The 25,949-nt window shown below is 42.3% G+C and carries 22 protein-coding genes; 9 read left to right on the top strand and 13 right to left on the bottom strand.

Features of this window, described 5'->3' with window-relative positions; all coding sequences use genetic code 11:
• Window positions 1-23 precede the first annotated feature (23 nt).
• Together aguA and AWW72_RS04005 are read left to right on the top strand one after the other, a co-directional pair.
• On the top strand, window positions 24-1,109 hold the full coding sequence (aguA, locus tag AWW72_RS04010) for an agmatine deiminase (RefSeq protein WP_062846526.1): 1,086 nt from the start codon (window positions 24-26) through the stop codon (window positions 1,107-1,109).
• A 458-nt stretch (window positions 1,110-1,567) separates the two neighbouring features.
• Window positions 1,568-3,577 (top strand): ligand-gated channel protein, encoded by a 2,010-nt coding sequence (locus AWW72_RS04005; protein ID WP_062846525.1) that lies wholly within the window; start codon window positions 1,568-1,570, stop codon window positions 3,575-3,577.
• Window positions 3,578-3,614: 37 nt separating this feature from the next.
• On the opposite strand, the gene AWW72_RS04000 is transcribed toward AWW72_RS04005, so the two are convergent.
• Complete coding sequence (locus AWW72_RS04000) at window positions 3,615-4,622, bottom strand: hypothetical protein (RefSeq protein WP_062846524.1); 1,008 nt, start codon at window positions 4,620-4,622, stop codon at window positions 3,615-3,617.
• A 25-nt stretch (window positions 4,623-4,647) separates the two neighbouring features.
• Window positions 4,648-5,661 (bottom strand): alpha/beta fold hydrolase, encoded by a 1,014-nt coding sequence (locus tag AWW72_RS03995; RefSeq protein WP_062846523.1) that lies wholly within the window; start codon window positions 5,659-5,661, stop codon window positions 4,648-4,650.
• 236 nt (window positions 5,662-5,897) lie between these two features.
• Here AWW72_RS03995 and AWW72_RS03990 point away from each other — a divergent pair, with 236 nt between their 5' ends.
• Entirely contained in the window at window positions 5,898-6,512 is a 615-nt protein-coding gene (locus tag AWW72_RS03990) for a carbonic anhydrase (RefSeq protein WP_032810306.1), read from the top strand.
• 104 nt (window positions 6,513-6,616) lie between these two features.
• Window positions 6,617-7,057 carry an AAC(6')-Ighjkrstuvwx family aminoglycoside N-acetyltransferase gene (gene aac(6')-I, locus AWW72_RS03985; protein ID WP_062846522.1) on the top strand — a complete coding sequence of 147 codons (441 nt, stop codon included), beginning with the start codon at window positions 6,617-6,619 and terminating at the stop codon, window positions 7,055-7,057.
• Between the two features lie 27 nt (window positions 7,058-7,084).
• Here the strand turns inward: aac(6')-I and AWW72_RS03980 are convergent, their stop codons facing one another.
• Window positions 7,085-7,708, bottom strand: coding sequence for an arylesterase (locus AWW72_RS03980; protein ID WP_171066973.1), 624 nt, complete (start codon window positions 7,706-7,708; stop codon window positions 7,085-7,087).
• Between the two features lie 42 nt (window positions 7,709-7,750).
• Here AWW72_RS03980 and AWW72_RS03975 point away from each other — a divergent pair, with 42 nt between their 5' ends.
• Together AWW72_RS03975 and AWW72_RS03970 are read left to right on the top strand one after the other, a co-directional pair.
• Entirely contained in the window at window positions 7,751-8,455 is a 705-nt protein-coding gene (locus AWW72_RS03975) for an ABC transporter ATP-binding protein (protein WP_005259040.1), read from the top strand.
• Window positions 8,452-10,938: an ABC transporter permease gene (locus AWW72_RS03970; RefSeq protein WP_062846521.1), complete on the top strand. Its 2,487-nt coding sequence runs from the start codon at window positions 8,452-8,454 to the stop codon at window positions 10,936-10,938. The genes AWW72_RS03975 and AWW72_RS03970 overlap by 4 nt, the downstream gene beginning before the upstream one ends.
• On the opposite strand, the gene AWW72_RS03965 is transcribed toward AWW72_RS03970, so the two are convergent.
• Complete coding sequence (locus AWW72_RS03965; RefSeq protein WP_062846520.1) at window positions 10,935-11,741, bottom strand: rhomboid family intramembrane serine protease; 807 nt, start codon at window positions 11,739-11,741, stop codon at window positions 10,935-10,937. The two genes, AWW72_RS03970 and AWW72_RS03965, sit on opposite strands and share 4 nt — an antisense overlap.
• A 72-nt stretch (window positions 11,742-11,813) precedes the next feature.
• Between AWW72_RS03965 and mtgA the strand changes: the two genes are divergently transcribed.
• Window positions 11,814-12,488, top strand: a complete 675-nt coding sequence (mtgA, locus tag AWW72_RS03960) for a monofunctional biosynthetic peptidoglycan transglycosylase (RefSeq protein ID WP_004770313.1) — start codon at window positions 11,814-11,816, stop codon at window positions 12,486-12,488.
• A gap of 113 nt (window positions 12,489-12,601) precedes the next feature.
• Window positions 12,602-14,680, top strand: coding sequence for a polyphosphate kinase 1 (ppk1, locus tag AWW72_RS03955; RefSeq protein WP_062846519.1), 2,079 nt, complete (start codon window positions 12,602-12,604; stop codon window positions 14,678-14,680).
• Between the two features lie 53 nt (window positions 14,681-14,733).
• Here the strand turns inward: ppk1 and AWW72_RS03950 are convergent, their stop codons facing one another.
• Both AWW72_RS03950 and AWW72_RS03945 read right to left on the bottom strand, forming a co-directional pair.
• Window positions 14,734-15,777 carry an NAD(P)H-dependent flavin oxidoreductase gene (locus AWW72_RS03950; protein WP_062846518.1) on the bottom strand — a complete coding sequence of 348 codons (1,044 nt, stop codon included), beginning with the start codon at window positions 15,775-15,777 and terminating at the stop codon, window positions 14,734-14,736.
• 118 nt (window positions 15,778-15,895) lie between these two features.
• Entirely contained in the window at window positions 15,896-16,597 is a 702-nt protein-coding gene (locus tag AWW72_RS03945; RefSeq protein WP_062846517.1) for a VIT1/CCC1 transporter family protein, read from the bottom strand.
• A gap of 231 nt (window positions 16,598-16,828) precedes the next feature.
• Here AWW72_RS03945 and AWW72_RS03940 point away from each other — a divergent pair, with 231 nt between their 5' ends.
• Window positions 16,829-18,043: a tetratricopeptide repeat protein gene (locus AWW72_RS03940; protein WP_062846516.1), complete on the top strand. Its 1,215-nt coding sequence runs from the start codon at window positions 16,829-16,831 to the stop codon at window positions 18,041-18,043.
• 18 nt (window positions 18,044-18,061) lie between these two features.
• Here AWW72_RS03940 and AWW72_RS03935 read toward each other — a convergent pair whose 3' ends face one another.
• The 7 genes from AWW72_RS03935 to AWW72_RS03905 form a co-directional block, all read right to left on the bottom strand.
• Window positions 18,062-18,949 (bottom strand): alpha-amylase family protein, encoded by an 888-nt coding sequence (locus tag AWW72_RS03935; RefSeq protein ID WP_171254673.1) that lies wholly within the window; start codon window positions 18,947-18,949, stop codon window positions 18,062-18,064.
• A complete protein-coding gene (locus AWW72_RS03930) occupies window positions 18,927-20,774 on the bottom strand; it encodes a hypothetical protein (RefSeq protein WP_062846514.1) in 1,848 nt (615 codons plus the stop codon). Before AWW72_RS03930 ends, AWW72_RS03935 begins: the two co-directional genes overlap by 23 nt.
• The gene (locus AWW72_RS03925; RefSeq protein WP_062846513.1) at window positions 20,775-22,025 is read right to left on the bottom strand and encodes a glycosyltransferase family 2 protein; all 1,251 of its coding nucleotides are present in this window, start codon (window positions 22,023-22,025) and stop codon (window positions 20,775-20,777) included.
• Window positions 22,012-22,917 (bottom strand): hypothetical protein, encoded by a 906-nt coding sequence (locus AWW72_RS03920; protein WP_062846512.1) that lies wholly within the window; start codon window positions 22,915-22,917, stop codon window positions 22,012-22,014. The genes AWW72_RS03925 and AWW72_RS03920 overlap by 14 nt, the downstream gene beginning before the upstream one ends.
• Entirely contained in the window at window positions 22,917-23,666 is a 750-nt protein-coding gene (locus tag AWW72_RS03915; protein ID WP_062846511.1) for a hypothetical protein, read from the bottom strand. Before AWW72_RS03915 ends, AWW72_RS03920 begins: the two co-directional genes overlap by 1 nt.
• 178 nt (window positions 23,667-23,844) lie before the next feature.
• The gene (locus tag AWW72_RS03910) at window positions 23,845-25,287 is read right to left on the bottom strand and encodes a cryptochrome/photolyase family protein (protein WP_062846510.1); all 1,443 of its coding nucleotides are present in this window, start codon (window positions 25,285-25,287) and stop codon (window positions 23,845-23,847) included.
• A gap of 120 nt (window positions 25,288-25,407) precedes the next feature.
• A complete protein-coding gene (locus AWW72_RS03905; protein ID WP_004770302.1) occupies window positions 25,408-25,890 on the bottom strand; it encodes an FKBP-type peptidyl-prolyl cis-trans isomerase in 483 nt (160 codons plus the stop codon).
• Window positions 25,891-25,949 lie beyond the last annotated feature (59 nt).

The following is a 25,949-nucleotide window of genomic DNA, read 5'->3' as shown; positions in this document are numbered from 1 at the left end:
TTGAAAATATGGAGACAAAATATATGGAACAGAATGCGACAACCCCAAATCAGCAAGGTTTTAGCATGCCCGGCGAGTGGTCTGCACAAGAAGCTGTATGGATGGTCTGGCCTTATCGTACAGATAACTGGCGTGGAAATGGTGCGCCTGCACAACAGGCTTTTGCACAGGTTGCTGCTGCAATTGCTCAGAAAACGCCAGTATTTATGGCGGTTCCTCAAGCTGAAATGGAAAAAGCACGTCAGATTATGCCTGCACAGGTGACTCTGGTTGAAATGGAAAGTGATGATGCATGGACACGCGATACGGGGCCAACCATTGTCAAGAATGCACAAGGCCAGAAAAAAGCCATTAATTGGGTGTTTAATGCTTGGGGCGGGGAAAATGGTGGATTGTATTTCCCATGGGATCAAGATCAACTGATTGCAGGCAAAATCGCTACTCAGCATGACATTGAGACGTACTCGACTCCGCTGATCTTAGAGGGCGGCGCAATTCATGTCGATGGAGAAGGAACGTTATTGACTACAGCAGAATGCTTGCTCAATCCAAATCGAAATCCACATCTGTCTCAGACTCAGATTGAAAATATTCTGCAAGAATGTCTCGGGGTAACGACTTTTATCTGGCTGCCTCAAGGTGTATTTAATGATGAAACCGATGGGCATGTCGACAATATGTGCTGTTTCGTTCGTTCGGGTGAAGTTGCATTGCACTGGACAGATGATATCGATGATCCGCAATACGCACGTTCACAAGCCGCATTGAAAGTGCTTGAAAATACGAAAGATGCGAAAGGCCGCCAATTGAAAGTATGGAAGTTACCATCACCGGGCCCACTCTATGCCAGTGGAAATGAGACGATTGATGTTGATAAGGGCAATGCGATTGAACGTTTTGAAGGAAATCGTTTGGCGGGTTCTTATGTGAACTATCTGATTAGTAATCAGCAGATTATTTTCCCATTATTGGATGAACGTACCGATGAACAGGCAAAAGCATTGTTCCAGCAGATGTATCCAGACTATCTCATCACAGGAGTACCAGCGCGAGAAATCTTACTGGGTGGTGGAAATATTCACTGTATTACCCAGCAAATTCCAGCTTAAGTAACGATGCTGTAAGCAAGTTGAAACAGAGTCTATACATCTGTAGATCTTTTCAACTTGCTCAAGCAACGAATGGATGTAACAATTATAAAAAATTACTAGAAAAGTATCATAATTTTAAAGAGATCATCTAAAGCATAAAATGCCTAAAAATTTGAATATCTTTATTCAGTTGATGATTGCAATAAGAATGACAAAATCATGTAAGCTTAATCTTCATATTTTTATATAAGAATTTCATATTATTCTTAAATAAAATTAATGGATTGAGAGAATTGTTTTTGACTGAAAATTAAAAAGTTAAACTTGTTTTCCTAAACTGATAAGCAAACAATGTGAATGAAAAATGAATTTATAAATAATAATAATTATCATTTGTATTGAGTTTTATTTGTTTTTTGTTAGAATTCCCATAAATTTTAAGCAATCTTTAAGATATCTCTGAATCGGGTGGGAATATGTCCAACAAAATAGCACGTCAATCACTCCTCACTATTTCCGTATTGGGCGGTATGATGGCGCTTGCACACGCAGCAGAAATTCAAGCGAATAAAGAGGCTGTACAACTGGAAAAGATTGTTGTTACAGCAAGTGGATTTGAACAGGACATTAAAAAAGCAGCAGCATCTATATCTGTGCTCACACAAGAAGAAATTAATAAAAAAGCATATCGTGATGTAACCGATGCTTTAAAAGATGTACCTGGCGTGGTCGTAACAGGGGGCGGTAGTTCAAGTGATATCAGTATCCGCGGTATGGGCAGTGCGTATACGGTCATTATGGTCGATGGCAAAAAAGTAAATACACGTTCGGTACGCCCAAATAGCGACAACTCGGGTATTGAACAAGGCTGGTTACCGAATATTGGCGCCATTGAACGTATTGAAGTGATCCGTGGACCAATGTCTGGCTTATATGGTTCAGATGCAATGGGCGGTGTCATCAACATTATTACCAAGAAAAATGTAACTGAATGGACGGGTTCCATTAAGCTTGATACCACGTTGCAGGAAAATTCTGATTCAGGTAATCAATATCAAACCAATGCTTACATTGCAGGGCCTTTGATCGCCAATCTTTTATCGTTTAAAGCCAATGGCTTATATTCTCAACGTGATGAAGATGAAATCTATGGTGGCTATAGTAAGCAAAAAATTCGTGCGGGCGGAGCTGCCTTTAGTCTGACCCCAAATGATGATCACACCATTGATCTGGAATATCAACGTTCGATTCAAAACCGTGATGCAACTGTTGGTAAGAGTATTTCACCCATACAAACGGGCAGAAACCCACCAGCAAACTCACTCACAGATTACTATCGTACAGAGTATAGTTTGACGCATCGTGGCAAAATTGGTGCAGTAGAAACACATTCTTATATTCAGCGTGAAGAAAACGAAAACCCGTCACGTAATATGGAAGCGACCAACACCACATTTAATACCATCAATAAAATTAACTTTGGTCGTCAGAGTCTGAGTTTTGGCGGGATGTACCTCAAAGAAGAATTAGATGACAAAGGTAACCAGTTAAGTGTCGGTGGAGCGAAACCTGTTTCCAATCTTGACCGTTATAGCTGGGCATTATTCGCTGAAAATGCATGGAATATTGTCGATGACTTCACTTTAACCAGTTCACTACGTTTAGATAAAGATGAAAAATTTGGTGATCACTGGAGCCCGAAAGTGTACGGAGTATGGGGCTTAAATGATAATTGGGTCATTAAAGGTGGTGTTTCAACGGGTTATAAAACACCAGCACTGCGTGCGACCGTTGCTGAATGGGGGCAGGCAACAGGTGGTGGACAAAGTAACGGTGTGATTGTCGGTAATCCTGATTTAAAACCTGAAAAAAGTGTGAACTATGAAATGTCCTTTAACTGGGACAATTTAGATAACCTGACTGCGGGCCTTACGCTATTCAATAGTGAGTTTAAAGACAAGATCACTGAAATCAGAACCTGTCAGGGGGCATCTGGGTCAATGGGCTGTGACTGGTTGGGTGAGAAGTTTGACTTTGTCAGCCTTCGTGAGAACGTTGATAAAGCCAATATGCGTGGTGCAGAAGCAACATTTGGCTGGAAAGTCTTACCAAATGTGAACTTGAGTGCGAATTACACCTTCACGGATACTGAACAAAAGAGTGGCGCGAATAAAGGCAAGCCTTTAAATGAAATGCCTAAACATATGTTCAATACAACCGCAGACTGGGAAATTAACGATCAGTTCTCAAGCTGGGGACGTGTGAATTACCGTAGTAAGACATCGGATTACTTAAGCCGTACTGCTATGGCAAAAGGTAAACCTGCTTATACGATGGTAGATGTTGGGGTAAATTATAAGCCAACGCAAAATATTGCAGTTGCCGCAGGGATCTACAATCTATTTGATAAGGAGATTGATACTGCGACCTATAACTATGTGTTAGATGGTCGCCGTTATAATCTTGGTGTGACTTATAGTTTCTAAGACATCAATTGAAATTGAAGGGTAGGGTTGCAAAGCCTTATCCTTCTACTTTTAAGATATGCGCCACTTGTTCCGAATAATAAAACTTCTCTAAATATACGCGAGCACGCTCACGCAAATAACCTGTTTCGATCACCTGTTGCAGTACAGGCGCAAGTAAATGGCTGAGTTCATTTTCAATCAGGGCTTCATCAATATTCAGATCACGTAATAAAAGATCAAAAGTCCGTTCCTGATTACGTGCATACCATGCATACACACCATCATGTACTTGTTGTTTTAGATAGGGCGTTTGACGAATATGATCCCAAATCTCATGTCCCATCTCGACGGTTTTTGGTAAGTCCTGTACTTCTACATAATTACGCAAGACCGATAAGGGCATGACTTTAATTTTATGCCAGAGATTGGCCTGAAAATGATAGAGCTTGTCATCATTAAAATGCTGATTCAGCACTCTTTCACTCATTTGACTGATTTTTAAAATATTCTTTTGTAAATAATGCGCAATGGTTTCATTCAGATTGGAATCCGTTACTGTTTCTAAAACAGATTTTCCCATTTTCATAAAATGTCCGACACCTGGGACGCGTTTCGACATGACGGAATTATCCAGATAATCCTGAATCGAGTGCTGGATTAACTGGGTAATCAATGCTGAGAACGCGGGATTATTCACCACGGTTTTAATTAAACGCTGGCGGTGCCCACTTTTACTGGCAACATACTGGGCAATCGAATCGACGGTAAGAACAGGAATAACATCTTCAATCGTGGTCTGGTCATTAATCGGGTGAATCAGGGCAAAACGAATATGTTCTGCAATCTGTTCAACCAGAAATGCACTTACGGGTGTCGCAAGAATCTGTTTTTCGATCAGGTTAAAAATTTGTTCAAAAGACCAGATCTGCTGTAACGGCTGTAAACGCAACCAATGATAGAACTGTTTAAATTCAGATTGAATGGTGTCTGGTTGTGCAAACTCATGCTCAAGAAAGTCGAGCTGTGCATCAATCAGTTGTTCTATCATTGGATGTTTAGACATATATTCTCAAATCGCTAAATTAAGTTTATTGCGCTGGAGCCGCAGCAGATTTTTGTGCCTGAATCTTGCTGAGGAAAGGTAGATACTGCTGAACCACCAGTTGATCTGCTTCTAGAATCGGCATATGACCGACATTGTCCAGAATAACCGGTGTCTGGGCATTTTTTAGTAATGCTTTTAACTCAGGGACGACTTCAACATTGACGATTTTATCTTGCTTACCCCATAAAATCAGGGTCGGTGCGTCAATTGATCTTGCCAGTAAGGCAAATGAATCAGGCGTATAGAGCTTATTTAAGGCAATCACCTGATCGACCATTTTCTGGGTTTGCTCAACCTGACCAATCATCATTTTTTCTTGCGCCTGAGCAATTTCCTTTGGAATGAATGGCGGAGTAAACATGGCTTGTTGCATCAGGAAATTGAAATCTCCTTTCTTGCTCACAATCATGTTTTTCACCTGATTTGGATCTTTTAAATAAGGCGTGGTCGCTGCCTTATAGACACCCGCCGCATCAATCAGGAACAGGCTTTTGGTTTCAAAAGGATATTGGCCTGCATAGAGCATGGCAATAGAACCACCCAGTGAATGACCGGCAACATGCGCTGGGCCTGTCAGATTGGCAGCTTCTACAAAACGGCGTAATTTCTCTGTGACATTCGGAACAGAATAGTCAAAATCTTTAGGTACTAATGTTTCACCGCTGGCTGGTAAGTCAGGAATGATGACGTGGTAGTTTGCCGTGAGGGCGCGTGCAACACGGTTCCAGTTGTCACGACTGCCTGCAAGACCATGAATTAAAATGACGATTGGCTTACCCGCTTGACCGCCTTCACTATACGACCAAGTGATGTCACCTACTTTTAAGGTCTTGGTTTGTAAGCCAGCCCATGCACGCTCTTGTTGCAACAGGTTTTGAAAATTCATTTCTATTTCGGCCGCTTGAGTTGTACTCACTGCTAGTGTACTTAAGCTACAGACCAGCAAAGCAGCGCCAAAAGCCTTACGAAAAGGTTGGGTAAGTCGGGTATTTATCATCGTTGTTCAATCCTTGATCTATTTTTAAACCAATTGATTATTGAGGAAGAGACGACGCGAGTCATTTGCATAATCTACAGATGTATGGAAATTCTTGCCAATGAAATCAGCAATTTTCCGCTATTTTACGGTTCAAAAGATTAGCAAGTATGCTGATCGTTTCTATTTTTGTCAGTGACTTTCAAACGGGCGCACATTAAACTGTTGCCTTAGGTCAATCACACATGGATACACACATGCTCACCGCACAAGAAGCATTAGAACGTTTAAAAGCTGGTAATGCCCGTTTTGTAAAAGGAGAGGCAGTTCAACAAAGATTGTTATCTCATCAAGAACGTGCCGAGATGGCAAGTGATCAAAATCCTTTTGCAATTGTTTTAGGCTGTTCTGATTCACGTGTACCTGCTGAAATGGTTTTTGACCAAGGCTTGGGTGACTTGTTCGTGATTCGTGTGGCAGGCAATATTGTGGCGCCTTCACAGGTCGGCAGTGTTGAATTTGCAGCAGAGCGTTATGATTGTGCTGTTGTGGTGGTACTGGGTCATAGTCATTGTGGTGCGATTCAAGCCACGATTGATACCTTGATGAACCCTGATCAGCCGCCTTCATCGAATTTAATGTCAATCGTAAACCGTGTCCGTCCGTCGGTTGAAATCTTGATGCAAACCGAACTCAAAAATGATTTGAAAAAATTGTCTGCGCATGCGGTACGTTCAAATGTATTTGCTTCTGTGAATCAGCTCCGTCATGGCTCTGCTGTGCTGGAAAGCCTGATTGAAAAGGGCAAAATGATTGTTGTTGGGGCAGAATATTCGCTAGAAACAGGTGAAGTTTCTTTTTTTGATTTCTAAGAATCAGGGCGAGTTTTAACTCGCCTTAATTTCGCTGTTTGAAGCATAAATTTAAATTTTTTATTGAATTAGAAATATAAGTGAAGCAAAAGGGCAGAATCGATATGAAGATCATGCCTGTAACCGAGTCGTTATTGGCCGACTGGCTGCAATTAAGAATATTGCTCTGGCCTGATGATGAAGATGCACATTTACTGGAAATGCGGCAGCTACTCGAACAACCACATACTTTGCAAGTATTAAGTTATAACGATCAGCAGCAAGCAATTGCCATGCTGGAAGCGTCGATTCGATATGAATATGTAAATGGCACACAAACCTCACCTGTGGCTTTTCTGGAAGGCATTTATGTCTTGCCTGAATATCGACGTTCAGGTGTTGCTACCACTTTGGTGCAGCAAGTAGAAGACTGGGCAAAGCAATTTTCCTGCACCGAATTTGCCTCAGACGCAGCAATTGATAATACGATCAGTCATGCCATGCATCGCGCGCTGGGTTTTCAGGAAACCGAACGTGTGGTTTATTTTAAAAAAAAGATCAGTTGAAATCGTCTATTGAGTTGAAGGCGCAGTTTATAACGCACCTTTAATATAAGGATACGCCAGATTCAGCATCATTGGCTGTGCTTTCGCATTTGGATGAATCTGATCGTTCTGGATCAAGTGTTTTTGTCCCGCAACGCCCTCAAGAAAGAAAGGCAGTAATTTCACTTTATATTGCTGGCTGATCACCTTGTAATTATTTTCAAAAGCCTTGCTATAGGCTGTGCCGTAGTTAGGCGGTATTTTCATCCCAAACAGTAAAACATGGGCTTTCTGCTTCTGACTCAGCTGCACCAGTTGGGCAAGATTTTTTTGGATCATTTGTGGGGGCTGACCGCGTAAGCCATCATTGCCACCCAGTTCAATCACTACCACTTCTGGTCGATAGGTTTGCAATAATTTTGGCAGTCTTGCCAGCGCACCACTGGTGGTTTCTCCACTGACACTTGCATTGACCACCTTGTGCTGTTTCGGATACTGTTGGTCTAAACGTTGTTGTAATAAGTGAACCCAACCTTGTTTTGCATCTATGCCATAACCTGCGCTCAGGCTATCACCCAAAATCAAAATAGTCTTTGCTGAAACCAGTGTCGGGATCAAACAGACACTGATCATTGCAAGCGTTTTAGATACTGACAAGATAACTTTAGATATTTGCATTGCACTTCAAATTTGTCCTAAAGGATACGTGACATCATGCCACAACCGATTATTTCTGCCCAAAAAGTTACACAAAATATTCAAATTAATCAGCAAAGTTTAACGATTTTAAAAGATATCAATTTGGAAATTTATCAAGGTGAACAGATTGCTATTACAGGTCGATCAGGTTCAGGAAAATCGACCTTGTTGGGTATTCTGGCAACACTTGATCGTCCCAGTGCTGGGGAGTTATGGGTATGTGGACAGGCGGTGCATAGTTTGTCGGAAGAACAGCGCGCGCAGGTTCGTCTGGAAAATATCGGCTTTGTATTTCAGTCTTTTCAGCTATTGCCGCAGCTCAGTGCACTGGAAAATGTCATGTTGCCATTACGCTTACAACCTGACTTTAATTTCAAGCAGGCAGAACAAAAAGCATTGGCATGGTTAGAGCGAGTTGGGCTGGTACGTCAGGCTCAGCAAACACCGAAAGTGCTTTCTGGTGGGGAGCAGCAGCGTGTTGCGATTGCCAGAGCATTGATTGCAGAGCCAAAAATTATTTTTGCCGATGAGCCCACGGGTAATCTGGATGGACAAACGGCTGAAGAAATTGAACAGCTATTATTTGAGCTCAATAAAGAATTAGGAACAACCTTGGTTCTGGTGACGCATGATCAGAATCTGGCTGCTTTGTGTCAACGTCATGTCAAACTGGCTGATGGTCAGATTCAGGAAATTGTAAAGCTCGAGGTGGGCTTATGAGTTCAGTTCTCAAGCCGCTGTTGCTGCAAAGTTTCCGTACGGGTGGGTTATATTTATTAATCATTGCACTTTCTTTAGCAATTAGTGCGACCACAGCACTTAAGTTCAGTAATACCCAAGTACAAAATGCCGTGACCCTACAGGCCGCTGAAATGTTGGCTGCGGATCTGGTGTTATACGATCAAGATCCAATTCAGACCGAATGGTTACAGCAAGCACAAAAACTGGATTTGCAACAGGCCGCTGTGACCGTGTTTAGTTCGATGGCGCATACCTCGGATCAGTTTGTGATGGTCAATGTCAAAGCGGTTGATGCGCATTTTCCATTACGGGGAGAACTGGAAATTCAGCCCAAGTCACAAGGTATTCAAACTGGACAGGTCTGGCTGAGTCCTCGTGCAGCTGATCTTCTACAGGCGAAAGTGGGGGATCAGGTTGCGATTGCGGATGGGCAGTTTAAAGTGACGGGGATCATCGAACATGATTCTAATCAGGAGCTTGGCTTTTCAGGATTTTCACCGACAGTGATTATCCATCAGGCAGATATTGCCAAAACCAATGCCGTTCAAGTCGGTAGCCGGATTGAGTATCGGTTATTGATGGCAGGGCCGCCTGAACAGATCAAGGCATTTAAAAAAATCTTCAGGCAGCAAACACAGCATGAACAAACGCTTGATCAACCGAGTGATCAGCAGTTGGGCGAGGGTGAGCAAGGTTCGTTGAAATTACGCGATGCCAGCCAATCCAATACGCGTTTAATGAAACCGATTGAAAATCTGGATACTTTTTTACAGCTTGCCAATTTGTTAACCATTTTGCTGTGTGGTATTGCGATAGCATTGACCAGTCAACGTTATGTGCAACAGAATCAGGACCATATTGCCCTGATGCGTTGTTTGGGAGCAAGTAAGAGACAGATTTTGCTGGCTTATCTGGCCTTGCTTGGAATTGTCAGTGCTTTATCGATTGTGCTGGGTAGTCTGATCGGTATTGCATTAGGTTATGGTTTATTGCAGTTGATGTTGCAGCTGATTCCACAATTACAATTAAGCTTTGCGCTGGCTGATTTGCTGTTTGCCTTGCCAGTCGCCATTTTTACCAGTGTGATGGTGCTGATTGGTTTTATCTTGCCAAGTATCTGGGAGTTATTAAATACACCGCCGATTCGTGTGATCCGTCAGCAGGAGCGTTCACGTAAGTCGTATTTCGCCATGTTCGCAGTCGGTATCGCCAGTCTGGTGATTTTTAGTTTGGTGCTCAGTGATAATTTACAGTTAAGCCTATCGGTCTTAGCCGCGATCTTGATTTTGTGTGTGACGCTTTTTGCCGTGATCTGGTTGCTGTTAAAAGCGATCAAACAGCTCAAACATCCTGTATCAGCCTATGTACGGATTCCACATCAAACTGCTTTACAGATTACAGCCCTCGCTTTGGGCCTGAGCTTGATTACGGTATTGAGTGTATTAAGAACAGATTTATTGGAGCGTTGGCAGCAACAATTGCCAGAAGGGACACCGAATCAATTTGTTTATGGCCTACCGCCGTTTGATATGCCTCAGTTGAAACAGCAGCTTGAGCAAAATAAATGGCAGTCCACTCCGCTTTATCCGAATATTCGGGGCCGACTGGTGGCCAAAAATGGTCAGCCTTTTGCAGCAGAACTGGTAAAACAAAATAATTCGTTGCGTCGTGAATTGAATCTGACTCAAGCCGCAGTGTATCCGAAAGATAATGTGATTACGCAGGGTAATCCTCATTTTACCCAGACTGGTCAGGTGTCTGTGGAAGAAAAATTAGCCACTGAACTTGGGATCAAGATTGGGGATCAACTCAGTTTTAGCTTACCCGAAGGGCCAATGAATGCGACCGTCATCAATCTGCGTAGCGTGGAATGGGAAAGTTTTAGTCCTAATTTCTTCTTTATTTTTTCACCACAAACCATGGATGAGAATGCGGGCAGTTATTTAGGAAGCTTCTATGTGCCGCCAGCGGATCAGCCGAAAATGGTGCAATTGATTCAGCAATTTTCCAACACGGTATTTATTGATGTCGGGCGTATTCTGGAAGAGGTGAAACGTCTGGTCAATGTACTGGTGCAGATTGTCACGGTTCTAGCCATGCTGGTCGGTTTGTCGGGTGTACTGGTACTGATTGCCTGTTTAAATGTACTAATGGATGAGCGCCGTAAAGAGGTGGCTTTATTGCGTTCATTTGGCGTTGCCAAGAATAAATTAAAACGTATGCTCAGTCTGGAGATTGGTTTTATCGGTCTGTTGGCGGGTGTCGTGGCCTGTCTGTTTGCAGAGGTGATCAGCGCGATTGCCAGTTACAAGATGCAAATGGCCATTCAGTGGCATGCTGAGATCTGGTTGATTCTACCGTTGAGTATGATGTTGATTTGTACCTTGATCGGGCGTTATCGCTTAAGTTACTTATGCGATATTCCGCCCTTACAAAGTTTAAGAGAAATGAACCAGTCTTAAAAAGTAAGCTGGTTCTGACGCAGGATTTCATTCCAGAGAGGATTGAGTCCTGTGCTTAATTCTGTGCAATAAAAATAGAATGCGCTGAGCAGTAAGGCACCCATCATCAAGGCAATGACTTGAGCCAGTGCATTTCTTGGCGTTTTCTGGCTGAAATACCATGTCACGGCTAGCAATGCACCCATGATCATGCCACCAATATGTGCGGCATTATTAATCCCTGAAACGGTAAAACCGAAGACAAGGTTAATTGCCATAATCATTAATAATGATTTTTTATCCAGCAAGAAGCGTTGCTGTGGCAAAGGTGGAAACAGGGAAATGACGGTGAGTGCCGCACCCAGTCCCATCACGGCACCCGAGGCGCCTGCACTGATATGCGGGAGTAATTTCGGATCAAAATGTTGTAAAAGTTCGTAGCCATCACGGATGCTCAGATAACTGGACAAGACACTGCCCATGAGGCCAGCCAGAAAATACAAACCGATATAATAGCTTCGACCAAATAATTGTTCTGCCACACTGCCAAAGATATACAGCGCCCACATATTTAGCATTAAATGGATCAGGCCAAAGTGAAAAAACATGCTGGTGAACAAGCGTTCTGCCTGCCCAGTAAAGGTGAGCGGTGTAAAATCTGCTCCCCAAGCGATTGCATCAACAGGGGCAGGGTCGGTAATATTCACCCCTGAAAGAATTTGCCAGCCAAATAATCCGACATTGACTGCGATTAACAATGCAGTAAACCACCATGTTTGTATTTGCAATTTTTGATTGATTTGTGGTGGAGTCGTTTCAGTCATATGTTTACGCTAGTTATTGATATAAAAAATAGCTTAGCATGAATTCATTGCATGATGGAGTGATGCACTTTAATGAAAGCCTTTTTAGCACGCGCAGTAATGTTGATTATTGGCGTCATTCTACTGATCCAGCTCTGGATTTTTAGTAGTCTGGTCTGGTGGAGAACCCATCCAGTGAATACGACCATGTTTATGCGTTGGGATTACTTTACCGACTTTAAACCGATCAAACAGGAATGGCGTGACTATGACAATATTAGTGATAACTTTAAACGCGCAATTTTAGCGGGCGAAGATGCCAAGTTTATTCATCATCATGGTTTTGACTGGGCGGGGATCCAGTTTGCACTGGAGCGCAATAGCAAAAAAGGTGAACTGGTCGCGGGTGGTTCAACGGTTTCACAACAGCTGGCAAAAAACCTGTTTCTTTATAATAAACGTTCTTTCATCCGCAAGGGGCAGGAAGCTGTAGCGACATGGATGATGGAGCGGATGTGGTCAAAACGACGCATTCTGGAAGTCTATATGAACTCGGTTGAGTTTGGTCAGAACATTTATGGTGTTGAAGCAGCAGCTCAATTTTATTATGGAAAAAGTTCTAAAAGTCTCACCCGAGAGCAGGCTGCATTTTTAGCCGCATTGTTGCCAAATCCAAAGTATTATCAAGACAACCGCAATGACCGTAAACTGCAATATCGCAAGCGGGTGATCTTAAAATATATGAATGGGATACAACTTCCGCAATAATTCGCTAAATTTCAAAAAAAAGCCCAATATTTTGGGCTTTTTTACCAAATTGACATAATTTTGCAGCATACTTAAATCATCACTTGATGAATGATAAAGCAACAAGGTTGGGTATGAATACTGCAGTGACGACAACAACGCCAATAGAATACAGTTACAACGATCGTTATATAAATCGAGAGCTTTCGATTCTCGATTTTCATCTACGCGTACTGGAACAGGCTGTCGATCCACTTCATCCATTATTAGAGCGGATGAACTTCCTTCTGATCTTTTCACGTAATCTGGACGAATTCTTTGAGATCCGTGTTGCGGGAATGATGGAACAACTGACGTTGGGCAATGAAAGCCGCACTCCAGATGGTTTGACGCCTAAGCAGGTTTTAGAGCAGATTTCAAAAACAACACATGCTGCAATCGAACGTCAGTACCGAATTTTAAATGAAGAAATTTTGCCGAAATTACGTGAAGAAGACATTTGCTTCTTACGTCGTGGTGAATTGACGCCTGCACAATCGGCATGGATCAAGAAATATTTTCATGAACAGGTGGCACCTGTGCTTACGCCAATCAGTCTGGATCCTGCACATCCATTTCCACGACTGGTGAATAAAAGCCTGAACTTTATTGTGACCTTAGAAGGGAAAGATGCCTTTGGTCGTCAGATTGATTTAGCGGTTGTCCCTGCACCGCGTTCATTACCGCGTGTAGTGCGTTTGCCAGATGAATTAACCGATGGTAAAGAACACCATGTCATGCTCTCGGCAATTATCCATGAACATATCTCTGATCTGTTCCCTGGTATGACCGCAACAGGCTGCTATCAATTCCGTGTCACCCGTAATGCCGATTTAGCGCTAAACGAAGATGTTGAAGATCTGGCAAAAGCGTTAAAAGGTGAGTTGAGTTCTCGTCGATTTGGCCGTGCAGTCCGTCTGGAAGTAACCCATAACTGTCCAAAACATATTTATGAATATCTGCTCAATGAGTTTGATCTAAATGAAGAACAACTCTATCGCGTAGATGGTCCTGTAAATCTGGCACGTTTATTATCAAATTTCAAACGTCCTCATTTACGTTATGACTCACACACACCTGTGATTCCAAAAGCTTTTAAAAAGTCTGAAAGTATTTTTGCAGCAATGCAGAAACAGGACATTTTATTGCATCATCCATTTGAATCTTTTGCGCCTGTGATTCAGTTGTTGCGTGAGGCTGCACGTGATCCGCAAGTGCTGGCCATCAAGCAAACGCTTTATCGTAGTGGAGCCGATTCAGAAATCGTGCAAGTGCTTGCCGAAGCTGCACGTAATGGTAAGGAAGTCACGGCAGTAATTGAGTTACGTGCCCGTTTTGATGAAGAATCTAATATTGAAGTGGCGAACGTATTGCAAGAAGCAGGCGCCGTAGTGGTATATGGTATCGTGGGTTATAAAACGCATGCCAAAATGATTCTGGTGGTACGTCGTGAAAATAATAAACTGGTGCGTTATGTGCATTTAGGTACGGGGAACTACCACGCCACCAACGCACGTATTTATACAGATTATGGCCTCATGACCACCGATAAAGACCTGTGTGAAGATGTACATCGTATCTTTCAGGAATTGACAGGTATGGGCAAAATGGCGAAGCCGAAAAAGTTGCTTCATGCACCATTCACCTTGCATGCCCAGTTGATCAATTATATTGATGACGAAATTGCCAATGCCAAAGCTGGTAAACCTGCACAAATTATTATTAAAGTGAATGCTTTAACGGAAGTTCAACTGATTAATAAACTGTATGAAGCTTCGCAAGCGGGCGTGCAGGTTGATCTGATTATTCGTTCAATTTGCTGTTTACGTCCGGGCTTACCAAACTTGTCAGAAAATATTCGTGTGCGTTCGATCGTTGGACGTTTCCTTGAACATACACGGGTTTATTATTTCAGCAATAATGGTAACCCACGTATATACGGTTCAAGCGCTGACTGGATGGATCGTAATCTGTTTAACCGTGTTGAAGCATGTTTCCCAATTGAAGATCCAGCCTTGAAAAAGCGTATTTACCAACTGGGTTTATTGAATTACCTCAAAGACAATCAGCAAGCTTGGTTGCTACAAGGGGATGGTGTATGGGAACGTGCGCGACCGATGGAAGGTGAAGCACCACATAATGCTCAACATACTTTACTTGAGGCGATTAAATAAAGTGATCTACCAAAAAGCCGACCGATTATGGTCGGCTTTTTTACGCGCAAAATTTAATTGGTTTTTATTTCCAGTACCAGTTGATTGACTAAATCGGCCGCTTCCAGCTCTCGAATTTGACTGACATTGCTGCCTGCCCAGAAAGCACCATAACTAAAGTCATTTTGCGCACTGGCGATACTCATCAATTGCTTCGCCAGATCATAGGTATATGGATAGGCAGGCACATTAGGACGATTTGGAGTATCGATCTGTGTATGCCATGTGCCAATTAAACCACGTGCGGGTCGGCCTGAAAGACTAGCACTAATCTGAGTGATCGTTTGATTAAATAATGCCTTGCGGTAGGCAGCATTGGCACTGGAACTTTTACATTGTACAAACGCTGTCCCTAATTGTACTGCTGCAGCGCCGTGTTTGAGCATGTCTTTGGCATGTTCACCATTCATGATGCCGCCTGCTGCAATTACGGGGAGGTTGCAGTGTTTTGTAATGAGTTGCACCAGATCAATGGTTTTAATCGCAGCATCAAAATGCTGATTGAAAATCCCGCGATGCCCACCCGCCTCAATGCCTTGCGCGATAATAATATCAATACCTGCCGCTTCAATTGCTTGGGCTTCAAGTAAATTGGTTGCAGATACCATGGTCATGATGCCAGCTTCTTTTAAAGCCTGAATCTGATGTGGGTGTGGGATACCAAAATGAAAACTGACTGCTTTGGGACGTGTTTCAAGCACCACATTGAGAAAGTCATCATTGTCTAAAAAGCTGGGATAAATACAGTTGAGCTGGGTCGGGGTTTTTGCAGAAAATTTTTCAAATTGGGGACGAAGATACTCAATCCATTGTTGGGCAGTTTCAGGGTTGAGCTGTTCTGATTGATGACAAAAGAAGTTCACCTGAAAGGGATGATCAGTTAGTTCTTGTGTCTTTAAGATTTGTGCTTTGGCTGCTTCAGGCGTATTGGCACCGAGACCTAAAGAACCGAATGCACCTTGATTTGACACTTGAGCAGCAAGTTCAGGTGTAGAAACCCCAGCCATGGGCGCAAGTAAAATCGGATGTTTTATTTCTAATAATTCTAAAATTGACATGGTGGATGACTCACTGCATTTTTAATTACCTTAACGTAAAAACAAAAAGGCTTGCAAATAATAATCGCTATTTAATTATTGAATATAGACGCTATTTTCAAAATGACAGCATATTGGCCTAAATCGGAGTCACATTAAATAAGGAACCCACCCAGCTGGAAAATACCATTGCCAAGATGCCCCATATGGTAATGCGCAGGCTGCCTTTGAGCATTGAGGTATGCGCAAAGTAACTCGACAATGCACCCAATAAAGCCAGTGAAATAATTCCTGTGATTAACACAGCCTGTGCGATCCATGTGTCTGGACTGAGCAAGATTGCCAACATAGGCAAGGCTGCACCACAAGAGAAAGAGGCGGCAGAAGACAGTGCGGCCTGAACAGGATTGGCGGTAGTATTTTCATGAATGCCGATTTCATCTCGTGCATGCGCACCAAGTGCATCATGTGCAGTGAGTTGTTTGGCAACTTCATGAGCAAGTTCAGGATTTAAACCCCGTGAGATATAGATTTGGGTCAGTTCTGTTAATTCGGCATGCGGATTTTTTTCCAGTTCGCGTGCTTCAAATCTCAGGTCCGATTTTTCAATATCTTCTTGAGACTTGACTGAGATATATTCACCTGCGGCCATAGACGTTGCGCCCGAAATTAGCCCAGCGATGCAGGTAATCAATAAGGTGTGAGAACTTGCCCCACTAGCCGCCATCCCCATAAGCAGGCTGGTAACAGAAATAATGCCATCATTGGCACCTAACACAGCCGCACGGAGCCAGCCTGAACGTTGTATCACATGTGGTTCTGCATGTTGTGAAAAAGACATAATTTTGCTCTTTTAAATCAATTTAATTTGTTCGTGTCTAGTTCTATAACAGTTCAATTGCTTGTAAAATTCTATTGATGATTCATAAACTTAATCTATTATAAATTAACTTATTTTAACGATAGCATAACGATGATTTAGTTATAATATGTGAACAATTTAACATTTTAAATGCTAATTAAGCCTTCTCGCCATAGACCATATTGTGAATATTTTTAGTTGAGATTTGCGATGAACAATTCCAAAAATAAGCTGCTGAGTCATACACTATTACTTTTAGGTCTAATCGTACCTGTACAACAGGCGGTGAGTGCTGAGCCTGATTTTGTGAAAGAAGGGGATGCGGCATATAAACCCGGTAATCCGATTTATGACCGTTGGGATAAATTTTATAAAATTGAACAAAGCCAGCAAGAAGAAGCTGAAAAAATCCTGATTGAATTGGGACAACTCACACCACAAGATATTAAAGTCTGGAAGAGCCTGACCTATTTACAAATTCGTTTGAACAAGCAAAATGAAGCGATCCAGAGTGTGCGTAAAGCAGAACAGCTTGCACCGCAGGATGAACAACTGAAATTGCAAGAAGCTTATTTACTCAACCAGCAAAAAAGAAATAAAGAAGCTTTAGTGATCTTTAAAGATTTATCGGCTTCATCTGACCCGGAAATGGCGAACAAGGCACAACAAGCGGTTCAGAATCTCAGTGTTTCAGCTGTACCATCAACTTTTAAAGATGTCTACTTTGCGCCTTCTTATGAGTCGCGTTATGACGATTTCATTTTCCCATTGAAAATGCGATATGGTAAAAATCTGGATAATGGTCGGGCGCAGGTATATGGCTTTGTGAACCTGAACCGTGATACCAAATCGAAAGGTGGGGTACGTCCTGAGATTATCGACGAAAATGCAGTAACTGTTGGTGTTGGTGCAAATTATCAGCCGTGGCAGTCGATTCCTGTTCGTGCTTATTTGGAAGTGGGCGGCAGCTATGATCTGATTGATCGTAATCGAGATAAATTCCGTGAAAGTGTGGTCGGTGGTGTAACGGGATATCAGGAATGGTATGCCAATCCCGCGGTGGAACAGCGTACCATCTGGAATGATTATTTCACTGATTTATACGGTAATGTCGCGAGTTACTCACGAGAAGACTATAACGTTATTGCGGATTTACGATTGCGCTCTGGTTTTAATGTCTATCGTGGTGAAGCGGGTACCGTACAAGCTTATGGCAAGCTACATACTTTGGCCGATTCAGAAGGTGAAAATTACAATAACTTATTTGAATATGGTGCGGGTGTTGCATGGCAGCCTTTTAACTATGTTCCAGTAAAGCTACGTGTTGAGCGTTTATATGGACGTTATTTCAAAGATGCTTTAGCTGATGGAACAGATACCTATAACAACACGCGCACTGAATTGGTATTTTATAAGAGCTTCTAATCGCACTTATAAATAGGGTCAGGTAGTTGAGCCGTATTTCAGTTTATACCATAAAGCCACGGCATAAACGGTGATACGGTTCATATAATGCGGGCCATCAAAAATATAAACTTTCTGTCCTTCATAGGCTTTAAGCTGCTCAATCACTTCCCACGGATAAGCTGAGCGGAACTGGCCTGCTTTTACTGGACGGAAAGCTTCTAAAACAATCACGACCTTATCTTTACCGAACTCTTTTTGAAGATCTTCCAGAATAGTTTTTGCCTGCTGGGGAGAGCGGGTTCCTACACCGACGCCATCTTGAAAAAATACATCGGTATTGTGCGGTAACCAGCTTTTCAGCCAAGAATCCAGATGTTCAGGAGACTGCTCTGCACTATAAATACTGACCCAGACGGGTTGAGGTAAGGTCGCTAAAGCTTGTGCCAATACACCTACACCTAACCATGTCGGATCTGCTTCCACAGGAAAGTAATAACCTTTTAATGGAATTGATTTGGTTTTCTCAATGATCTGTTTCGAGTTTTCTGCCAGTTGCAGAACATTTGAACGGGCAAGCTTTTCATCATATTCACCCGCCAGCCCCAAAATAATATGTTGAGACCACGGTTGCTGATTGAGCTGTTTTAAGTTGAGGGTTTTATCCCATTTTTCAAAACCCATGTCATGATCAAACCAAGCTTTGGATTGTACAGTGGACCACTGCGGGACAAAGGTTGAAACGCCAAGTAAATTCCAGTTACCTGAAGGCGGGGTGGTGGCTAAATCGGGTTGCCAAAAAATTCCTTCAATCTGGGGAGGTTGCACGTCTGCCTGAAAGAAGTGCATGCAACCCCCTAAACTGAATAAGGCGGATAACGTAATAATTTTTAAAAGTATAAATTTAATCTGCCTTATTTTTAGCATTCGGTCGTTTACGCCAGTACCAGAGCAAAATTGCAAGAATCATGATAGCAGAGATTATAACAACCAAGATAAAGAATGATGACTGCTGGACTAAAGGTGCTTTCTGATTACCCACAATAATTTTTTGTAAAATAAACACTTGCCCATTTTCTGCCACCAAGATTTTGCTGGCATTATTTGGAATATTTGTCTGGATTTTATCCCAAAGCTTGGTGAAGTTCTGCGCGCCCGCAATCGAGTCTGTGATGACATTGAAACGTTGGTCGTGGAAACTTACCAGAAAACCACGTGCAGTTGCTGGAGCATAAAGAATATCTTTATGCATCAATACCTGTTGACGATATATATTCGGGTTGACTTGCACATTTAAAAGTTCAGGTTTGGCTGGATCAAACTTGACCAGATTCAAAGGAATCGGATCATTGGTCATCAGCATTTTTTTAGCCACCTGACTCATGGTCATGGCAATTTCCAGACTGCCCGGATTTTCATCAATCGCAATGGTTGGATGTGTGGCAAAACTCATGGAAAGTGAAGCAACCCCATTTTTGAGTTTGTGCGGCAGTTTCACGGTTGATTTTTGTGTATCAATCCAGAGTGAACCTTTGGCGGTTGGCAGACATTGTGAGTTTACAATGACCGAGTTTTCCAGCTTGAGGCTAAAGTTGGTGTTATTGGAAATGGTTTTAGCGAAATAGTTAAATTGTCGGTTCACTGGATCAGAATCTAGCTCTGCCGTTTTTAAGCTACCCGCCAAGCCACCATCAATCCATGTAGTAATGTTTGAGCCTTCGAGTAATCCACTTTGGACACGTAAGGCAATTTGTCCTTGTAGAATATCGGTCGGTTGCCAGACCGCAGGGAAGTTTAAGAATAGATTCTTTTCAGCCTGATTTAAACGGAAATCACTGATACCTAAGTCAGCAAGGGTTTTGATTTGCTTGATCTGTGCCCAAGCAGGCGCAGCCAGTTTATTGGGCAGATAGGTGGATGAGGTATCGAGCTGTTGTAAATAATTTGGATTTAATAAACCGTTAATAGCGGAAACCAGCTTTTCCGGATTGTCATATTGAATACGTAAAGTCGGAACCTCATTCTCAGCACTGATTTGAACTAAAGTACCGTTGGGTAAAGGCGTTGCAGATTTTGCAATTTCAATAAAAAAGTTGGCTGGCTGATTCTCTGGTGCATTTTGTTCATACCACTGGATCGGGGTGACTGAGCCCCATGCACTGATTAAACGCCCCAGCATAGAGGCTTCATTGATATTGGCTCGATTGTATTTTAAGACCCCGACGAATGGTGTAGGGCGTACCACTTGTGGGTTAAACAAGGCATCAGGTAAATCTTTTAAACGATAAATTGGCCGATGGCGCTGGTAATCAATTTTTGAATTACTAAGATAAGTCACTTGATCCACATCTTCACTACAGAAGGTGGTGCGATCAGCCGCAGGTGATGTCGTTGGCGAGTATTGTTGCAAGATGAAATCTAAGCGGTGAAAACCACTCGTGGTCGCTGGTATATTAAAGTTCAGCGTTCCATCACCATTCAAAGTGGTGTTATAAATCAGTTTGTCATCAAATTTCACCAGTAAAGTGGTGAAATGTTCAGTCGAATATTCACTGCTAAACTGAATGTTTTGCCATTCTGAGCCTTTGCCCACATAAAAGAAATGCGGCTCAATCGTGTATTTATTGGAGGTATTGATATTATCAAATGTCCAGGTATTCAGTGTGTCAGCAGAGCCCAACACGGGCAAGGAAAGCGCTGCACTTGCGACCAGTATTTTAAAAATCTGATGATGTAATGGATTCTTTTTCATTTATTTTTTCTCCTTGCTGCGCTCAGTTTTGTACCACTGCAATGAATTTCCCTGTATCTTATTTTTCAGCATGTCGTAGGCAGCTTTAAACACGATAAATAGAAAGACCTGTGAATAGGTGACATAAGATAAAACCGAGAAGAAATATAGTTGAGGTTTGGCTCTTTCTAGGGATAAGGTAAACCACATTTGTGCGACGTATAGACAGAACGATAAGCCCCAAAGTAAGGTAAATGGGCCAGGAACAGTGATCCCGGCAATACCCAGTAAACCAAGGGTTAACGTAATGTGACTCCAGATCAGTGCGGGCACAAACAGGACATAACACATAATATTGTTAAAAATTTCGATCCCGATCGGGAACGGTTTTCTTAACGCAATCGGTAAATATTTACTGGTGACGTAAAAGTTTCCTTGTGTCCAACGAGAACGTTGCTTAACAAAGACACTTAAGGATGGCGGATCTTGTTGCCAGCCGACGGCATAAGGTACCCATTTAATCCGGCGTTGACCCAGAAAAATTCGGAAACTCATTTCGGTATCATCGACCAGCGATTTTTCGTCAAAACCACCCAGTGTTTCCAGCGCATCACGCCAGATCACATAATTGGTTCCCATCAGGGTAGAAAGCTCGAAACGCTGCCAGCGTCCACCTTGGAAAATCCATTGAAAGAAAATAAATTCAATCGCGATGAAACGGGTCAGAATACTGTCACGCCAGTTACGCGTGCGTACTTTACCGTTGACGGCAACCAGTTTTTTATCTGCCAGTAATGTTTGCGCCAATAAACGCACACAGTCGGGTTCGGGCGTACTGTCTGCATCATAGACCACAATTAATTCACCCTTGGCATGCGGCAAACCATTATTCAGTGTGCGCGATTTTCCTTTTCCGCCTATTCCTTTGGGTACATTGACGATTTTAATGCAAGGGTAAATCTCTGCCATGCGTTCCGCAATTTCTAAAGTATTGTCTTTGGAACCGTCATTAATGAGTAAAACTTCATAAGCATGGGCTGGATAATCCTGTTGTGCAATGGCATGTAAGGTATCTTCAATGACCACACCTTCGTTATAGGCTGGAATTAAGACACTTAATACAGGCCAGTGTTCTGGAACTGGCATATTCTCCAGTTCTTTGGCTGCATTTTTCGAATATTTCCAGGCTTGATAACTGAGCCATGCCCAGAAGGCTTGAGGAATCCAGATGCCTAGAAAACCGAACAGGAAAAGAATATCAATTGCGGGCATTTATTCTTCTCCTGCGAATGATGGAAATGATCAAAATCAGGAGCAATCCGCCGCCAAGTAATAATGAGATCCAGGAAATAGAGCTACCGAAGGTACTGAGCAAACTTGGATACTGTGCTGAGTAGACATAGTCTAATGGGATCACGACTGTACTCAACGCAATCAGTAAATAACCAAAAATATTTGTTTCTACACCGTCTGCTGTACTGGTGTATTGAATATTATTGATGTCCCATGAGATGCCTAGATGTGGATATTCAATATTATTGACAGGCATATCTGCTGGAGGGTTAATCACCACCTGATAACCCGAAGCTTGTGAGGGATCTTTAATGGCCTGATAAAAATAATGTTGATGATGTTGAATTTTACGTGCAGGGATACGTAGCTCATTCGGGCTATCGGACTGGATGATATAGCTGCCCGCAGGTTGTGAAATCAGGTTTTCATCCCAGCCAGTTTCAATCAGGGCGGCGAGGGGTCTTAATCCCAATGCTGTTGAAAAGGTGGCTTTGGCAGCAAAATATTTCGAATGTTGCATTTGGTAAAAGGCAACAGGAATTGCACCTTCATCCACCGCTTTTTTGATTTTATAATATTTAACCGCACTAAAATATTCATTGGGCAGGATAACGCCGGGTTTTATTCCCTTATCAATGAGGCGTTTAAAACTTTCAGATTCAAGCTGATCTGAGGTGAACACGGGCCACCATGTGGCCGGTTGGGGGAACAGGGCCGCTATATTTCTGGGTGTTTCAGTTTGAGGGTTGACCTGATTTTGTGCAGGCTGGATCGAACAGTGATAATACTGCTGATAAAATTGTTGTAAGGTGGTATCTGGAAAATTTGCAGTGCTCACCAGCAAACCACAAATATTAAGCAGTACTGACATTAAGGCACCTCTTGATCTTGAGGGCTCAAATATTCAGTATGTTGTTCAATTTTGAGCTTTAATACAGTGAGTTCCTGAAGCTGCTGAATAAATACAGGATAGATCTGATTTTCTTCAACAACAGGTTCATGAATGACGATACTCTTAATCTGGCTCAGCTCTTCATTAATAAAATGGTAAATGACGCTATCTCTTTCAGTCGAGAGAATCGCCATAATTTTATTCTGAGTTTCTTTCCAGATATCTTCACCAAGCATTTCCCGAATCAGTACGGTATTGTCGATCTGGGTGGTAATAATCTTGTAGTGATCTTTGTGCGTGAGTTTAAGCAGCTTCTTTAACTCACCCTGAAAGTGTTTTAACGCAGTTAGCGGCAAAATATCATGTTGATAATTACGATCATAACTTTGAATTGCGCGGAAGGTTTTCAGTGCGTTCTGAATATTGTGACGAATGGCGCTTAAAAAAATCGGAGTGATGGGCAGTACAAACAATAACAGCAGCTGACGCTCGACATAAGTTTGATTGGCTAAGTCGAGCAGGAAGTAAACTGCAACTCCAATGAAGGTGATTAACCCGAGGATGATGGCCAGACCGACATTTAAAAATGCACCCGCGATCAAAAGGATGAGAAGGAAAACCCAACTGCCACGATAACTTGCTGGTAACCACTCATACGCGACGATGCCCATAAAAACATGGGCTGAGATAATCCACAAGACGAGTGCTGAAGCCGGATTTTTCTGCATAATTTTTTAGTTTTAATAAATGTCTTTTGTGATGAAGGTAACATTATTTTACGGTTTTGACGATAAACTTTCTGTTATGGATTGTGTAAAATAATTTTATAAACAGTAACATACAGTATAGTCTGTCTAACTGTTTATTGAAAAGCTTTGTATTTTAAATAAATTTTATTTTATGTAACTAAGGTAAATGGGCTTTAAACGCTTCAATTGCACGGGTACGACTGAGCTTTAAATCGACCATTGGATGCGGATAATCTAGTGTTAAAGAATGGTTTTTTGCATAAGGTTCATGAATTATTTTTTTATCAATTTGGGCCAGCTCAGGAACCCATTTTCGAATATATTCACCCTCAGGATCGAACTTTTGTGATTGGCTAATCGGATTAAATATCCGGAAATAAGGTACTGAATCTGTGCCTGTCGAGGCACACCATTGCCATCCGCCATTGTTGGCTGCAAGATCACCATCAATCAAATGCCGCATAAACCATTGCTCACCTTTACGCCAATCAATCAGCAGGTTTTTGCTCAGGAACATGGCGCAGATCATTCTTACCCGATTATGCATCCAGCCTGTTGCCAACATTTGTCGCATGCCTGCATCAATGATCGGAATGCCTGTCTGACCCTGCTGCCATTTTTCTAAAGCGACTGGGTCATCACGCCAAGGAATATTCTGAGTCGATTGCTTAAAGGGTAAATGCCGTGAGACACGGGGAAAATCAAACAGAATATGTTGGTAAAATTCCCGCCACAACAATTCGTCTAACCAGCTTTGTTGTCCATCGGATTGAATTTCAAAATGGCCCTGCTGTTGTCTGAATAGCGCTTGAAGACACTGACGAATCGAAATGATCCCGATATTTAAGTAGGTTGAAAGCTGACTGGTGCCAGAGCGTGCAGGGAAGTCCCGTCCAGTGGTGTAGTCATTGAGCTGTTCCTCAACAAACTGGTCAAGTTGCTTCAAGGCATAGGCTTCGCCGATCTGCCATTCGAGATCCTGTGTATGTTTGATCTGTTGTTTATATTTAAGTTGCAGTGTCTCGAGATCGGTTTGTGAGCTCGACTTTAAATCCGTAATTACTTGTTGGGGGGCAGGTGTTGGATAACATTGCGGTAGTGCAGGTTGTAAACGCTGATAGCAGGTTTTTTTAAACGCGCCAAAAACCTGATAGGGTAAATTGGACTGGTTACGGATCGAGCCGACAGGAAATAAGGTGCGATCATGAAAAAGCACCAGTTCCTTAGCTTGCTGATTTAAAAGTTTTTGTACAGCTTGATCGCGTTTTAATTCATTTATCCCCAGTTCAATATTGGCATATACATTTTGAATCGGCAGTTGCTGCATTAACGTTGCGAAATACTCAGGTACATCTTTCCAGAGCGGAGTCGTTTGTATCAGTAAGGGAATATTCAGACTCGCAAGTCCGTCTTTTAAGCTTTGCAGTTGTCTGAGATAGAATTCAGTTTTAATCGGTGCATCATCGTGTAATTGCCACTGTTCAGGAGATAAAATGACGACGGCAATCGTGGGACCAGCCTGAGTCGCATGCCAGAGCGCAGCATGATCCTGAATTCTCAAATCTTGGCGAAACCAAATCAGTTGATAAGCAGTCGACATAATTCTGTTTTATTTTAAAGAAATTGACATGACCATAAGCGATTTTTTTATTTTATAAAAGTAGCGGTAATAAAAAAGCAAAGCCGAAGCTTTGCTTTTTTCATCTAATTCAAAAATGAATTAGTGGTGGTGACCACCTGCACCGTGAACGTGACCGTGATCTAATTCTTCTTGAGAAGCATCACGGATTTCAACGATTTCTACTTCGAAAGTAAGGTCTTGACCAGCAAGCGGGAAGTTTGCATCAACGATGATGTTGTCGCCTTCAATCGCTTTAACAGTTACGATTTGTACGCCGTCATCAGTTTGAGCTTGGAATTGCATACCAGGCTGGATGTTGTCCACACCTTGGAACATTTGAGCTGGAACTTCTTGAACAAGTTCAGGGTTATATTCGCCATAACCTTCAGCAGCTGGAACGTTTACAGTGAATTTTTCGCCAACAGTTTTACCTGTAAGTGCATTTTCTAAACCAGGAATGATGTTGCCCGCGCCGTGCAAATATGCAAGTGGTTCACCTTGAGATTGATCAAGTGTTTCACCCTCAGCGTTTGTTAAAGTGTAGTGGAATGAAACCACGTGGTTATTTGCAATAGCAGTCATGTTTTGAATCCATGTCATCAATAGTTTTAGCTGTATATCATAAAGTGAAAAACAGTTTT

This window comes from Acinetobacter sp. NRRL B-65365 (assembly GCF_001605865.1).
In the GTDB taxonomy this organism is placed as follows: Bacteria; Pseudomonadota; Gammaproteobacteria; order Pseudomonadales; family Moraxellaceae; genus Acinetobacter; species Acinetobacter vivianii.
The sequence above is the reverse complement of the archived record's forward strand: the minus strand, read 5'-3'. Positions and strand labels throughout refer to the sequence as shown.